17 protein-coding genes are annotated in these 13843 nt (G+C 65.8%); 7 read left to right on the top strand and 10 right to left on the bottom strand.

The genetic code is table 11. From position 1 onward, the window contains the following. The first annotated feature begins 49 nt into the window (after nt 1-49). Together OEJ37_RS23665 and OEJ37_RS23660 are read left to right on the top strand one after the other, a co-directional pair. A complete protein-coding gene (locus tag OEJ37_RS23665; protein WP_175919223.1) occupies nt 50-766 on the top strand; it encodes a 16S rRNA pseudouridine(516) synthase in 717 nt (238 codons plus the stop codon). A 105-nt stretch (nt 767-871) separates the two neighbouring features. Beyond that, nucleotides 872-1060, top strand: coding sequence for a hypothetical protein (locus tag OEJ37_RS23660; RefSeq protein WP_174420003.1), 189 nt, complete (start codon nt 872-874; stop codon nt 1058-1060). On the opposite strand, the gene OEJ37_RS23655 is transcribed toward OEJ37_RS23660, so the two are convergent. After that, nucleotides 1043-2080, bottom strand: a complete 1038-nt coding sequence (locus tag OEJ37_RS23655) for an NAD-dependent epimerase/dehydratase family protein (RefSeq protein ID WP_175919222.1) — start codon at nt 2078-2080, stop codon at nt 1043-1045. The genes OEJ37_RS23660 and OEJ37_RS23655 overlap by 18 nt on opposite strands. A 107-nt stretch (nt 2081-2187) precedes the next feature. Between OEJ37_RS23655 and OEJ37_RS23650 the strand changes: the two genes are divergently transcribed. The 3 genes from OEJ37_RS23650 to OEJ37_RS23640 all read left to right on the top strand — a co-directional run bounded on the left by OEJ37_RS23650 (nt 2188) and on the right by OEJ37_RS23640 (nt 5160). Beyond that, nucleotides 2188-3219: a CDP-6-deoxy-delta-3,4-glucoseen reductase gene (locus OEJ37_RS23650; RefSeq protein ID WP_034178801.1), complete on the top strand. Its 1032-nt coding sequence runs from the start codon at nt 2188-2190 to the stop codon at nt 3217-3219. A 287-nt stretch (nt 3220-3506) separates the two neighbouring features. After that, entirely contained in the window at nt 3507-4691 is a 1185-nt protein-coding gene (locus OEJ37_RS23645) for an acetylornithine transaminase (protein ID WP_174420001.1), read from the top strand. A gap of 13 nt (nt 4692-4704) precedes the next feature. Next, the gene (locus OEJ37_RS23640; RefSeq protein ID WP_111016302.1) at nt 4705-5160 is read left to right on the top strand and encodes a GNAT family acetyltransferase; all 456 of its coding nucleotides are present in this window, start codon (nt 4705-4707) and stop codon (nt 5158-5160) included. Between the two features lie 27 nt (nt 5161-5187). Here the strand turns inward: OEJ37_RS23640 and OEJ37_RS23635 are convergent, their stop codons facing one another. The 9 genes from OEJ37_RS23635 to OEJ37_RS23595 form a co-directional block, all read right to left on the bottom strand. Then, entirely contained in the window at nt 5188-5859 is a 672-nt protein-coding gene (locus OEJ37_RS23635) for a DUF2278 family protein (protein WP_175944763.1), read from the bottom strand. A gap of 330 nt (nt 5860-6189) precedes the next feature. Further along, nucleotides 6190-6906, bottom strand: a complete 717-nt coding sequence (locus tag OEJ37_RS23630; RefSeq protein ID WP_034178805.1) for an ABC transporter ATP-binding protein — start codon at nt 6904-6906, stop codon at nt 6190-6192. Beyond that, the gene (locus tag OEJ37_RS23625; protein ID WP_011352945.1) at nt 6906-7682 is read right to left on the bottom strand and encodes an ABC transporter ATP-binding protein; all 777 of its coding nucleotides are present in this window, start codon (nt 7680-7682) and stop codon (nt 6906-6908) included. The genes OEJ37_RS23630 and OEJ37_RS23625 overlap by 1 nt, the downstream gene beginning before the upstream one ends. 23 nt (nt 7683-7705) lie before the next feature. Then, nucleotides 7706-8875: an ABC transporter permease subunit gene (locus tag OEJ37_RS23620; RefSeq protein ID WP_096471564.1), complete on the bottom strand. Its 1170-nt coding sequence runs from the start codon at nt 8873-8875 to the stop codon at nt 7706-7708. A gap of 18 nt (nt 8876-8893) precedes the next feature. Beyond that, the gene (locus OEJ37_RS23615; RefSeq protein WP_047898817.1) at nt 8894-9844 is read right to left on the bottom strand and encodes a branched-chain amino acid ABC transporter permease; all 951 of its coding nucleotides are present in this window, start codon (nt 9842-9844) and stop codon (nt 8894-8896) included. Between the two features lie 213 nt (nt 9845-10057). Further along, nucleotides 10058-10747, bottom strand: coding sequence for an amino acid-binding protein (locus OEJ37_RS23610; protein WP_254624644.1), 690 nt, complete (start codon nt 10745-10747; stop codon nt 10058-10060). Between the two features lie 269 nt (nt 10748-11016). Beyond that, complete coding sequence (gene ispH / locus OEJ37_RS23605; protein WP_174419998.1) at nt 11017-11997, bottom strand: 4-hydroxy-3-methylbut-2-enyl diphosphate reductase; 981 nt, start codon at nt 11995-11997, stop codon at nt 11017-11019. A 2-nt stretch (nt 11998-11999) separates the two neighbouring features. Further along, entirely contained in the window at nt 12000-12455 is a 456-nt protein-coding gene (locus OEJ37_RS23600; RefSeq protein ID WP_034178811.1) for a peptidylprolyl isomerase, read from the bottom strand. Nucleotides 12456-12466: 11 nt separating this feature from the next. Continuing rightward, the gene (locus tag OEJ37_RS23595) at nt 12467-12592 is read right to left on the bottom strand and encodes a hypothetical protein (protein ID WP_263346064.1); all 126 of its coding nucleotides are present in this window, start codon (nt 12590-12592) and stop codon (nt 12467-12469) included. Between OEJ37_RS23595 and radC the strand changes: the two genes are divergently transcribed. Further along, nucleotides 12591-13364, top strand: a complete 774-nt coding sequence (gene radC / locus OEJ37_RS23590) for a RadC family protein (RefSeq protein WP_174419997.1) — start codon at nt 12591-12593, stop codon at nt 13362-13364. The two genes, OEJ37_RS23595 and radC, sit on opposite strands and share 2 nt — an antisense overlap. A 240-nt stretch (nt 13365-13604) precedes the next feature. After that, a complete protein-coding gene (gene rpmB, locus OEJ37_RS23585) occupies nt 13605-13838 on the top strand; it encodes a 50S ribosomal protein L28 (protein ID WP_004186391.1) in 234 nt (77 codons plus the stop codon). The last annotated feature ends 5 nt before the right edge of the window (nt 13839-13843 follow it).

Below are 13843 nucleotides of genomic sequence, written 5' to 3'. Positions count from 1 at the left end.
GCAAGCATGTTCATGCCGGTCGCGCGCCGCTTGATAGAATGCGCCCGCTATGGATCTCGAAAGCATTCTCTACACCCAGGGCTTCGGCTCGCGCCGCCAGTGCCGCGGCCTGATCGAAGCCGGCCGCGTCGCCATCGCGGGCATCAGCGCGAACGACCCCGACGCGTCGTTCGACACCGACGGCCTCGTATTCTCGGTCGACGATACGGCCTGGCCGTTCCACGCACGTGCCTATCTGGCGCTCAACAAGCCGGCCGGCTACGAGTGTTCACGCGATCCGCAACACCATTCAAGCGTGTTCAGCCTGCTGCCCGCGCCGCTCGTCGCGCGCGGCGTGCAGTGCGTCGGCCGTCTCGACCAGGACACGACGGGCCTGCTGCTGCTGTCCGACGACGGCCAGTTCGTGCACGCGTACACGTCGCCGAAGCGCAAGGTGCCGAAGACTTACGTAGCGACCGTGCGCCACCCGCTCGACGATGCGCAACTGCACGCGCTGCGTACCGGCGTGCAGCTCCACGGCGAGCCGAAGCCGATCGCGGCGGTCGCCGCCGACGCGCGCGACACGCACGCGCTCGCGCTGACCGTCCTGGAAGGCAAGTATCACCAGGTGAAACGCATGGTCGCGGCGGCGAGCAACCGCGTCGTGTTGCTGCACCGCGAAAGCATCGGCGGCTTCGCGCTGCCGGACGACCTTGAACCCGGCGCGTGGCGGTGGCTCGATGACGCCGACCTTTCAGCGTTGCGCAATCCCGTCAAAACCCTGTAAGGGAAAATCCGCACGACCGTTCGGTGTCCGGCCGCGTCTCGGCCGTACGATCCCCCGCTATACTCAAATCACAAGCTGCACGAGCAGCGATGCAGGGGAGACATCATGACCATCAACCATTCTTTCGAACTGTCGTACGTGATGATCGCGTTCGCGGTCGTCGGTGTCATCGTGATCGGCGGGCTGCTGGCCGCGATGCACCGGAAGCACAAATATCATCCGAACCTGATCGGCGCGCTGATCGGCGCGCTGCTGTGCTTCCTGCTGATCGAGGCGTTACCGGCGCTGACCTGACCCGCTACCCGGCGCAAGCGTTTGAAGGAAATCGTCTACGGTCGGATAACGCAACGTCACGCACAATTCGGCCTTGAGCCGTGCATTGGACAGGCGCCGCGACTCGCGCATGAACGACAGCAGCGCCGGTTCGAGTTGGCGTTCGGCGTCCGCGCGGCTGACGCGCGGCGGCCGCGGCAGGCCGAGCGCCTGCGCGACCCGGTCGAAATACTCCCCCATCCGCAGTTCGCTGTCGTCCGACGCGTGCACGGCGCGCGCCGGCCTGCCGCGCTCGGCCGCGCGGCGCAGGATCGCCGCGAGATCATCCGCGTGGATGTGGTTCGTGTAGACGTCGTCGGCCGGCTCCAGCGCCGGCGTACCGCGCTCGAGCCGCGCGACCGGCAGACGGTTCGCCGCGTAGATGCCCGGGATGCGCACGATGCGCGCGGACAGCACGCCGCGCACCGTCGCCGCGCGCAGTTGCCGCTCGGCCGATACGCGCCGGAACGCGCGCGGATTCGCGGGATGCAGCGGGTGCGTTTCGTCGATACGCGCGCCGCCGCAATCGCCGTATACGCCCGTCGTGCTCGCGTAGACGAGCCTCGGCGCGCGAAGACCGTCGGGTACAATACGCGCTGCCCGAACGGGCGCGCGGGCCTGCCGGGCAGCGGCGCGCAGCGTTCGGAGCCGGCCGACCGCCGGAGCCGGCGGTGCCGCCGGGCGCCGCGCGGGCACGGTCGTTGCGGCGATCAGCGCACGCGTGCGCCGGTCGTCGCGGCCGTCGGACTGCGGCGGCGCGAGATGCAGGATCGTGCCGGCAAGGCCCGCGAGGCGGCCGAGCGTCGCCGGGCGATCGAGGTCGCCGACGATCGGCGTCGCGCCTGCGGCACGCAGTTCGTCGCGGCGGGCCGGGTGGCTCGTCAGCGCGAAGATCCGCAGGTTGCGGCGCGTGTCGCGCCATTGCGCGACGCAGCGCATGCCGACGTCGCCGCAGCCGACGATCAGTGCGCGCGGCCGGCGCAGGATTCGTGTCGCGATCATGTTGGTTGCGAAATCAGTAGCCACCGTTGCGCGACGCGCAACGGGTTTGCATTGTAGCTGCCGTGCTCGACATGCACGGTCCCCACATTTTGTTCTAGTTTGGTTCTATGGCATTCAACGTCACTCTCAAGCAAAGCGGCCGGCAATTCCAGGTCGAGTCGGACGAAACCGTGCTGGCGGCCGCGCTGCGCCAGAACGTCCATCTGCCGTACGGCTGCAAGAACGGCGCGTGCGGCTCCTGCAAGGGCCAGATCGTGTCGGGCCAGATCGAGCAGGGCCCGCATGCCGCGTCGGCGCTGTCCAATGACGAGCGCACGCGCGGTCTCGCGCTGCTGTGCTGCTCGAAAGCACAATGCGATCTCGAGATCGACGTGCGCGAAATCGCCGGCGTCGACGGCGTGCAGGTCAAGAAGCTGCCGTGCCGGATCGCCGCGCTCGAGCGCAAGGCCGACGACGTGATGGTCGTGAAGCTGCAGTTGCCTGCCAACGAACGCCTGCAGTACCTCGCGGGCCAGTATGTCGAGTTCATCCTGAAGGACGGCTCGCGCCGCAGCTACTCGATGGCGAACGCGCCGCATGAGGAAGGCCCGATCGAGCTGCACATCCGCCACATGCCGGGCGGCAAGTTCACCGACCACGTGTTCGGCGCGATGAAGGAACGCGACATCCTGCGCTTCGAAGGCCCGCTCGGCACGTTCTTCCTGCGCGAGGATTCCGACAAGCCGATCGTACTGCTTGCATCGGGCACGGGCTTCGCGCCGATCAAGGCGATCATCGAGCATGTGAAGCACCGCGGTATCACGCGCCCGATGACGCTCTACTGGGGCGCACGCCGCAAGAAGGACATCTACCTCGGCGAGCTCGCCGAGCAGTGGGCCAGCGAAATCCCGAACTTCAAGTACGTGCCGGTGCTCTCCGAACCCGACGACGGCGACCAGTGGACGGGCCGCACGGGCTTCGTCCATCGCGCGGTGATCGAGGACCTGCCCGATCTGTCGGGCCATCAGGTGTACGCGTGCGGCGCGCCGGTGATGGTCGAATCCGCGCAGCGCGACTTCACGCAGCACCACGCACTGCCGGCCGACGAGTTCTACGCGGACTCGTTCACGAGCGCCGCCGATCTCGCCCATCCGGTCTGAGTACCGCACACCCGCGGCCCGCGCCGCGATGTCACATCCGTGGCATCGCGGCGGTTTACAGTGGGGCGCGGGATGCCTTATGCTTGCGCACATGAACCGCTTCCTGTCCGCTCTCCGACGTCGCCGCTCGCCGCTCCTCCCGGATGCCGCAGGCTCGTCACGGACTCGCGCGTAACCCCCATACTGCTTCACCGGTTACGCACAAGCTGTTCGAACCCACCAGCCACGGCCTTCCGTGGCTTTTTTATTGCCCGTTTCCCTTTCAACGCCCGCTGGAGTCTGCTGCCATGCCCTTGAACGATTACCCGATCGACTCGCTGATGTACATCACGAACCGCCCCGACATCGTGTTTACGCACGGCAAGGGTTCGTGGCTCTACGATCATACGGGCAAGCGCTATCTGGACTTCATCCAGGGCTGGGCCGTCAACAGCCTCGGCCACTGCAACGACGGTGTCGTCGAAGCGCTGAAGACGCAGGCCGAAAAGCTGCTGAACCCTTCTCCGGCGTTCTACAACGAACCGATGGCGAAGCTCGCGGGCCTGCTCACGCAGCACAGCGTGTTCGACAAGGTGTTTTTCACGAACAGCGGCGCCGAGGCGAACGAAGGCGCGATCAAGCTCGCGCGCAAGTGGGGCCGCAAGTTCCGCAACGGCGCATACGAGATCATCACGTTCGACCACAGCTTCCACGGCCGCACGCTCGCGACGATGTCGGCCAGCGGCAAGCCGGGCTGGGACACGATCTACGCGCCGCAGGTGCCGGGCTTCCCGAAGGCCGAGCTGAACAACATCAACTCGGTCGAGAAGCTGATCACCGACAAGACCGTCGCCGTGATGCTCGAACCGATCCAGGGCGAAGGCGGCGTGATTCCGGCAACGCGCGAATTCATGCGCGAACTGCGCGCGCTGACGAAGCAGCACAACCTGCTGCTGATCGTCGACGAAGTGCAGAGCGGCTGCGGCCGTGCGGGTACGCTGTTCGCGTACGAGCTCGCCGACATCGAGCCGGACGTCATGACGCTCGGCAAGGGCATCGGCAGCGGCGTGCCGCTCGCGGCACTGCTGTCGAAGGCCGATGTCGCGGTGTTCGAGGCCGGCGACCAGGGCGGCACGTACAACGGCAACCCGCTGATGACGGCGGCCGGCTATTCGGTGATCTCGCAGCTGGTCGCGCCCGGCTTCCTCGAAGGCGTGCGTGCACGCGGCGAATACCTGAAGCGCAAGCTGCTCGAGCTGTCGGAGGAGCGCGGCTTCGAAGGCGAACGCGGCGAAGGCCTGCTGCGCGCGCTGCTGCTCGGCAAGGACATCGGCCCGCAGATCGTCGAGAAGGCGCGCGACATGCAGCCCGACGGCCTGCTGCTGAACGCCGCGCGGCCGAACCTGCTGCGCTTCATGCCCGCGCTGAACGTGACGACCGAAGAGATCGACCAGATGATGGCGATGCTGCGGTCGATCCTCGACACGCTCTAAGGAGACCGCCGCGATGGATGCCGCCGCCGATGCTGTCGCTATCCGCCCGTTCGAACGCGCCGACACCGATGCCGTGCTCGCGGTATGGCGCGACGCGTTCCCGCAGTACGACGAAGCCGGCGCGCCGCCGCACCGCGACCCGCTGCGATCGATCGAGCTGAAGCTCGCGACGCAGCCCGAGCTGTTCTTCGTCGCGACCAGCGGTGCGCGCGTCGTCGGCACGCTGATGGCGGGTTTCGACGGACATCGCGGCTGGCTCTACTCGTTCGGCGTCGCCAACGACGCGCGGCGGCTCGGCGTCGGCCGCGCGCTGATCGCGCACGCGGAAAGCGCGCTCGCCGCGCGCGGCTGCCTGAAGATCAACCTGCAGGTGCTGCCCGGCAACGACGATGCGTGCCGCTTTTATGCGGCGCTCGGCTATCGCGTCGAGGAGCGCATCTCGTTCGGCAAGACGCTGCCGGCCGCGTGATGCAGCCGGCGGCGACAGTGGCCTGCTTCAACGCGTGATCGGCCCCGCGCCCGGCAGCGGATTGCCGAGCGCGTCGGTCGGCACGTCCTGCTGTTCGAACGCCGCGAAATACGCGGCCCACTGCGTATCGCTCACGCGCACGATCAGCGCGCCGTCCTGCCAGACGTCGTTGTGGTCGTTGTGGTCGTCTCCCGCGCGATGCAGATAGTTCGGGCCCGTCGAACCCTGGTTCATGTGCGTGTCGTGGATCCCGTTGCCTTCCGCATACGTGCGACCGAACACGACGACGTCGAGGCCCTGCGACTGCGCGGCACTGACGAGCCGCAGCAGCGACGGGATCGGCTCCGGGTTCTCGGTGCCGTCCATCACCGCGCTCGCGCGCCATGCACCCGTCTCGTTCAGGATGTCGCTGCGCAGGTAGTCGAGCGCGGGCAGCGCGGCCTGCCCCGTGAGGTCGGTGTAGCCTTCCGCCGCGGCCGCAAGCGTCTGCGTGACGGGATGGTGGAAATCGTAGACGAGCTTGTAGTTCAGCAAGTCGTCCGCATCGCTGGTGCCGACGTTGATCGCGACATCCCAGTCGCCTCCCGGCAACGCCAGCGTCAGGTGGATGTGATACTGGATCTCGCTGCCGTGCGGCGAGCCCTTCAGCTTCGCCACCGATGTCACCTTCGCCTTCACGAAACCGTAGTCCAGACTCATGCGTGTTCTCCGTGTGCCGATGGGCCGTCGATGCTACGCGGCCCGTGTGTCGGTTTGCGGGCGACCGGCGTCGGGCGACCGGCTGCGGGCGACCGGCTGCGGGCGACCGGCTGCGGGCGACCGGCTGCGGGCGACCGGCCCTGTCGTTTCCCGCGCCGTGTGCGCAGCGCAACAGTCGAATGGAGTCGCCTCCGCGCGCACAGTTCGACACGAATCGCACGACACGAAAAAAAAAGCTGTCACGGCATCCCGTGACAGCCTTTCGAAAGCCCTTGCATGACGCACGCGGCATCTGCCGCCGGGCGTCACCGGGCCCGCTCATTCATCCACTTACTCGCCGAGATACGCTGCACGCACCTTCGGATCGTCGAGCATCTGCTTCGCGTCGCCTTCCATCGTGACCATGCCCGAGTCCATCACGTAGCCACGGTCGGCCGCCTGCAGCGCGAGGCGTGCGTTCTGCTCGACGAGCAGCACCGTGATGCCCTCCTTCGAGATCTCGCGCACCACTTCGAAGATCTTCTCGACCATGATCGGCGACAGCCCCATCGACGGCTCGTCGAGCAGCAGCAGCTTCGGCTTGGAGAGAATCGCGCGCGACATCGCCAGCATCTGCTGCTCGCCGCCCGACAGCGTGCCCGCGAGCTGCGATGCACGCTCCTTCAGGCGCGGGAAGAAGCCGAACATCCGGTCGACGTCCTTCTTGATCTGCTCGGTGTCGTTGCGCAGGTACGCGCCCATCTGCATGTTCTCGACGATCGACATCCGCGCGAAGATCCCGCGGCCTTCCGGCACCATCGCGAGGCCGCGCTTGAGCAGTTCGTGCGCGGGGATGCCCTTGATCGACTTGCCGTCGTACTCGATGTCGCCCGCCGAATACGGCTTCAGACCCGTGATCGCCTTCATCGTCGTGGTCTTGCCTGCGCCGTTCGCGCCGATCAGCGTCACGAGCTCGCCCTGACGGACTTCCATGTCAACGCCCTTGACGGCCTGAATGCCGCCGTAGTTGACCTGCAAGCCCTTGATTTTCAACATTGCCGCTGCCATCAGTGCACCCCTGCGCCGAGATATGCCTCAATCACCTTCGGATTCTTCTGCACGTCCTGCGGCAGACCCTCGGCGATCACCTTGCCGTAATCGAGCACCGTCATCCGGTTGCACAGCCCCATCACGAGCTTCACGTCGTGCTCGATCAGCAGAATCGTGCGGCCGTCCGAGCGGATCTTGTCGAGCAGGCGCGTGAGTTCGACCTTCTCGGTCGCGTTCATCCCGGCCGCCGGCTCGTCGAGCGCAAGCAGCTTCGGGTCGGTCGCCAGCGCGCGGGCGATTTCCAGCCGGCGCTGGTGGCCATACGACAGGTTGCGCGACGTGTAGTCGGCGTACTGCAGCACGCCCACGTATTCGAGCAGCTCGATCGCGCGCTCCTTGATCTCACGCTCTTCCTGGCGTTCCGCCGGCGTCTGGAACACCGCGCCGAGCAGCCCGTGCTTGGTCCGCACGTGGCGGCCCACCATCACGTTCTCGAGCGCGGTCATCCCGCCGAACAGACGAATGTTCTGGAACGTGCGCGCGATGCCCGTCTTCGCGACCTGGTGCACCGCGGTCGGCTTGTATTCCGTGCCGTCGAGCTTGAACTCGCCGGAGTCCGGCGTGTAAAGGCCCGTGATCACGTTGAAGAACGTCGTCTTGCCGGCGCCGTTAGGGCCGATCAGACCGTAGATCTCGCCTTCCTTGATCTCGAGGCCGACGTCGGACAGTGCCTGCAAGCCGCCGAAGCGCTTGTTCACGCCTTTGACGGACAGTCGGATTTGCTTGTCGCTCATGTGTATATCCCCTTGTCCGTTCGTTACGCGCGCACCGGCTTCTTGGTGTTGCGCTTCGCCAGTTTCGCGATCTTGTCCTCATGCTTCGGCGCGGGCCACAGGCCTTCCGAGCGGTACAGCATGATGATCACCATTGCGAGGCCGTACAGCGCCTGGCGGATCACTTCCGTATCGACGATGTCATGACCGAACAGCGCATGCTGCAGCGGGCTCATCGTCGAGCGCAGGAATTCCGGGAAGATCGCGAGCAGCACCGCACCCAGGATCACGCCCGGGATGTGGCCCATGCCGCCGAGCACCACGCACGCCAGCACCACGATCGATTCCCAGAACGTGAACGATTCCGGCGACACGAAGCCCTGGAACGAGCCGAACATCGCGCCCGACAGGCCACCGAACGATGCGCCCATCGCAAACGCGAGCAGCTTCACGTTGCGGGTGTTGATGCCCATCGCCTTCGCCGCGATCTCGTCCTCGCGGATTGCCGCCCATGCGCGGCCGATACGCGAGTGCTGCAGGCGCGTACACGTCCAGATCACCAGCAGCGAGCACAGCACGAACAGGTAGTAGTACATGTAGACCGACGGCAGCTGGAGGCCGAACAGCGAGTGCGTCTGCGACAGGTTGAAACCGCCGACATGCACCGGATCGATCCCCGTGATCCCCTTCGGGCCGTTGGTGATGTTCACCGGACGGTCGAGGTTGTTCATGAAGATCCGGACGATTTCACCGAAGCCGAGCGTGACGATCGCCAGGTAGTCGCCGCGCAGTCGCAGCGTCGGCGCGCCGAGCAGGATCCCGAAGGTCGCCGCCAGCGCCATCGCGATCGGCACGATGATCAGGAACGGGATGTGCAACCCGCCGGGCGCGAGGGCCGCGATCCACTCGAACTGCGAGGTCAGGTGCGGCGAGCTCAGCAACGCCGCCGTGTACGCGCCCACCGCGTAGAACGCGATGTAGCCGAGGTCGAGCAGGCCGGCGAAGCCGACCACCACGTTCAGGCCGAGCGCGAGCATCACGTACAGCATCGCGAAGTCGAGCACGCGGACCCAGTAGTTGCCGCCGGCCGAGCCGATGATGATCGGCGCGGCGATCACGAACGCAGCGGTCAGGATGCCGATGACGACGGTCTTGGTGGTGTTGCGCTCTTCGACGAGCGACGTCGAGGATTCGATCGGTTGAATGGATGTCATGTTGTTTGCTCCCTTCCGTTACGCGCGATCCGCGACACGTTCGCCCAGCAGGCCCGACGGACGGAACACCAGCACGATGATCAGCACGATGAAGGCGAACACGTCCTGGTAGTTACTGCCGAATACGCCGCCCGTGAGGTTGCCGATGTAGCCCGCACCGAGCTGCTCGATCAGGCCGAGCAGCACGCCGCCGACCATCGCACCGCCGAGGTTGCCGATCCCGCCGAGCACCGCCGCCGTGAACGCCTTCATGCCGGGGATGAAGCCCATGTAGAAGTGCACGTTGCCGTATTCGGACGCGATCATCACGCCGGCCAGCGCGGCGAGCGCGGAGCCGATCATGAACGTCGCGGAAATCACGAAGTTCGGGTTCACGCCCATCAGGCTTGCCGTGTTCGGGCTTTCGGCGATCGCGCGCATCGCGCGGCCGAGCTTGGTCTTGTGCACGAGCAGCAGCAGGCCGCCCATCACGATGAACGCCACCGCGATGATCACGATTTCAGTTACCGAGATCACGGCGCCGGGCGTCGTGTCGGTGGCCTTGATCACGTTGATCGGGTCGGTCGGCAGCAATTGCGGGAACGGCAGCGGGTTGCGCGACCAGATGATCATCGCGGCCGTCTGCAGCAGGATCGACACGCCGATCGCGGTGATCAGCGGCGCGAGGCGCGGCGCGCGGCGCAGCGGCCGGTATGCGACGCGCTCGATCGTGAAGCCGACGAATGCACAGACGACCGCGGCAATGCCCAGGGCGATCGTCAGCGTCGCGATGTTGCCGAGTCCGGGGAAATGGTTCTGCAGCACGGTGATGGCCGACAACGCGACCATCGCGCCGATCATCAGCACGTCGCCGTGCGCGAAGTTGATGATGCCGAGAATGCCGTACACCATCGTGTAACCCAACGCGATGATGGCGTACACACTGCCGAGCACCAGCCCGTTGAGAACCTGCTGGACGAAAATATCCATTTAAAGCTCCTTGGCCCGTGCTGCCGGAGGACGTTGCGCCCCGCGGGTAAGCGAGGAATCGCGCCTTCTCGGCGACACTGCGGGTACTAGTCGATACCGGTAAGGGTGTGGATCGTCCCGGCGTGCGCCGCCCGGCCTGTACGGCCGGACCTGCCGCCGGAGCGGATACAAAAACGGCACCGCACTGTTCCGGTGCCGTCGTGAGTCCCGTCGCTAAATCGTCACGACGTCGAGGACGGTGTTCGAGGCCTCCTTGAAGTCGTAGGGCAGCATGCCGTGACGGCCATCGTCCGGTTGCCCGGCATCCGTGCCTTTTCCCGTCCGGTGCGAGGCAAGCCCCGCATCCGGGCGGATCGGATTCCGTGCCGCGTCGCCTGGCAAGGCATCGCGAAAGCCGCGCCCGACATTCGTCAGGGCTGCGTCGGAATCCATCGTACGAACCAGGCCGCGCGCCACGACACCACCGCCCGCGGCGACACGCTGTTTCGTCGAATCGAAATGAAAGGGGGCCGGGGACATCCGCACGCTGCCCGCACCGCTGCATGCGTGCGGCGCCGTAGCCGGCATCCGTCGATCGGCGCGCCCGGTCGTTGTCACGCCACGACCGGCGGCTTGCTGCGATGCAACCTGCATGCCCGCTGCCCGACCGTTCGCCAGGCCAAGCGCGTTGATTTCCTCGATCGCCAAACGTGCCCCGTTTTCCTTGTCCTTGCCCAATTGCTGCGCGATGCGGCACACCGATGGTGCCGCACGACCGGTTCCGGCGACGCGCACGCCGCTGGCCGGCGCTGCCGCGAACACCGCAGCCTCCCTGCCCGCCCCGTCGTCGCTCTTTTTGCTGCAACCGGCAAGCATTGCAACCGGTGCGGCGACGGACACGGCGTAAGCCAACTTCACATGCATTGAATGGTCTCCCGCGCCTTGCCCAAATCCGATTTCAAAGCCATTCAGGCCTGAAAACGGGCGCATTGTAACTCCATTTATAGGACGCCAATAATCCTGATTCGATGGGGTTTTCCTGCATTGCAACCAATTTTGAGAGACAGTTACGAACGCCCGGAGCAACCGGGTTGCACCACGGCCATGAATTATGGTTGCGATTGCAATTTCGACACACAAAAAAAAGCGCGCCGGGAGGCGCGCTTCGGTGTTCCGCGGGTGCGATGCGGCAATCAGGCGGAGGGCGGCAGGTTCAACCCGCGCGGCAGCGGAAACGACACGTTTTCCTCGATGCCATCGAGTGCGCGAACGTTGCGCACGCCGAGTTCGCGCAGTCGCGCGATCACGGCCTGGGCGAGCACTTCGGGTGCCGACGCGCCGGCCGTCACGCCGATGCGGCGCTTGCCTGCGACCCATGCCGGATCGATCTGGTCGGGCGCATCGACCATGTACGCGTCCACACCGCGCTTCTCGGCCACTTCGCGCAGGCGGCTCGAATTCGAGCTGTTCGGGCTGCCGACAACGATCACGACGTCGCACTGCGGCGCCATGAACTTCACGGCATCCTGGCGATTCTGCGTCGCGTAGCAGATGTCCTGCTTCTTCGGCTCGCGGATCTTCGGATACTTCGTCTTCAGCGCGGCGATGATCTCGGCCGCATCGTCGACGGACAGCGTCGTCTGCGTGACGAGCGCGATGCGCTCGGGATCGGCGAGCTCGAGCTTCTGCACGTCCTCGACACTCTCGACGAGATGCATGCCGCGTTCGACCTGCCCCATCGTGCCTTCGACTTCCGGGTGGCCCTTGTGCCCGATCATCACGATGTCGACGCCGTCCTGGCGCATCTTCGCCACCTCGACGTGCACCTTCGTGACGAGCGGGCAGGTTGCGTCGTAAATGCGCAACCCGCGCACGTCGGCCTCGTCGCGCACGGCCTTCGACACGCCGTGCGCACTGAAGATCACGGTATTGCCGGCCGGCACTTCCTCGAGTTCCTCGACGAAGATCGCGCCTTTCTTCTTCAGATCCTCGACCACGTACTTGTTGTGGACGATTTCGTGACGGACGTAGATCGGCGCACCGTGCATCGCGATCGCGCGCTCGACGATCTCGATCGCGCGGTCAACGCCCGCGCAGAAGCCGCGCGGCTGGGCCAGCAGGATTTCGGCGTCGGCGGCGACGGTCTGCCCGGACAGCGTATCGGTGGTGCTCATGATTACAGGATTCCGATGATTTTCACTTCGAACGTGAGCGCCTGGCCCGCGAGCGGATGATTGAAGTCGAACAGCGCCGAGGTTTCGCCGACTTCCTTCAGCACCCCTGCATACCGGCCGCCGTCCGGCGCATTGAACTCGATCAGTTCGCCCGGCGTGAAATCGTCGCCGACCATCCCGTTCTCGCGCAGCGTCGACAGCGTCACGCGCTGGAGCATGTCGGGATTCCGGGGACCGAACCCCTGTTCGGGCGTTAGCTGAAAAGTCGAGTGGTCTCCAACCCTGAGCCCGAGCAGAATCTGTTCCAGCGACGGCGCCAGTTGCCCCGCGCCGAGCAGCAGCGTGGCCGGCTTGTCGGTGAAGGTGTTGACGATGTCGGCGCCGTCGGCCAGCGCCAGCCGGTAATGCAACGTGACGTGGGAACCGGGCTTCACTTCGGATAGATCGATGAGGCTCATGAATTACTCGTTCAGTCGGCGCCCGATACGGCCGAAAGGCCCGGCGCAAAGCCGATATTGTAAGTCACCTGAGCGCGCAAGGCGGAAAGTGCGACGACGTCGCGCAGCGCGCCCGCCGCCAATGGAGTTTCAAGCATGCTGTCATCCTGCCTCACCCTGCCGCCGGTCGAATGCCGCGACGCCGCCGATGCGCCGGCCGATCCGCCCTGCCGCGTCCTCCCGCTCCGCCGGCGCAAGCGCCGCCCGGTGGACTGGCGGCCCGAGCGGCCGCGCGAGCGATTGCTGGAGCGCGGGCCGGCCGCACTGACCGACGACGAATTGATCGCGCTGCTGCTCGGCACCGGCAAGCCCGGGCACGACGTATTCGTCAGCGCCCGCGCACTGGTCAAGCAGTTCGGAACGTTGCGCGGGCTGCTCGAGGCGACGACCGACGATTTCGAGGCGCACCCCGGCATCGGCCCCGCACGCTCCACGCGGCTGGCCGCGGTCACCGAGATCGCGCGACGCATGCTGAAGGAGAAGGCACGCGAGCGGACGCCGATCGATTCGCCCGGCGCGGTCGAGGATTATCTGCGGCTGAAGATCGGCGCATACCCGCACGAAGTGTTCGTCGCGGTGTACCTCGACGCCCGCCACGGCCTGATCGAGGCGGAGGAAATCACGCGCGGCTCGCTGACGCGCATGGCCGTCTACCCGCGCGAGATCGTGCGCCGCGCGATGACGCACAACGCCGCTGCGCTGATCGTCGCGCACAACCATCCGTCAGGCGCGGTACAGCCGAGCGCGGAGGACCGCCGCCTGACCCGCGTGCTGCGCGACGCGCTCGAACTGGTCGACGTCCGGCTGCTCGATCATGTCGTCGTCGGCACCAGCGACACTTTCTCGTTCGCACGTGCCGGTTGGTTGTAGACTGTGGCGCGGCGACCCACCCCGGGGTGCCGCAACGGCGAAGCGAAATTAGGTTTGATTTTCCTGAACTTTTTCTGCTAGAATCGCCGTCTGTCTTTTTTCCAACCAGTTCTAGCCATCGAAGGGCCTTGTCTGCAAGGGCTACGGCGTTCTGAGAGTGCGGCCATGGATCACGTGGCGGTGCAATGAGAACCTTCATCGGCGATCGAACCCCGAATTTAGCGTATTAGGAGTGCTCTCATGGCACGCGTATGCCAAGTAACTGGGAAAGCGCCGATGAGCGGCAACAACGTTTCCCACGCCAACAACAAGACGAAGCGCCGCTTCCTCCCGAACCTGCAAAACCGCCGGTTCTGGGTAGAGAGCGAAAACCGCTGGGTGCGCCTGCGCGTTTCGAACGCGGGCCTGCGCCTGATCGACAAGAACGGCATCGATTCCGTGCTCGCTGACCTGCGCGCACGCGGCGAAGCCTAAGCCCA

This window comes from Burkholderia sp. BKH01, from assembly GCF_025685725.1.
GTDB classification, from domain to species: domain Bacteria; phylum Pseudomonadota; class Gammaproteobacteria; order Burkholderiales; family Burkholderiaceae; genus Burkholderia; species Burkholderia pyrrocinia_C.
The sequence above is the reverse complement of the archived record's forward strand: the minus strand, read 5'-3'. Positions and strand labels throughout refer to the sequence as shown.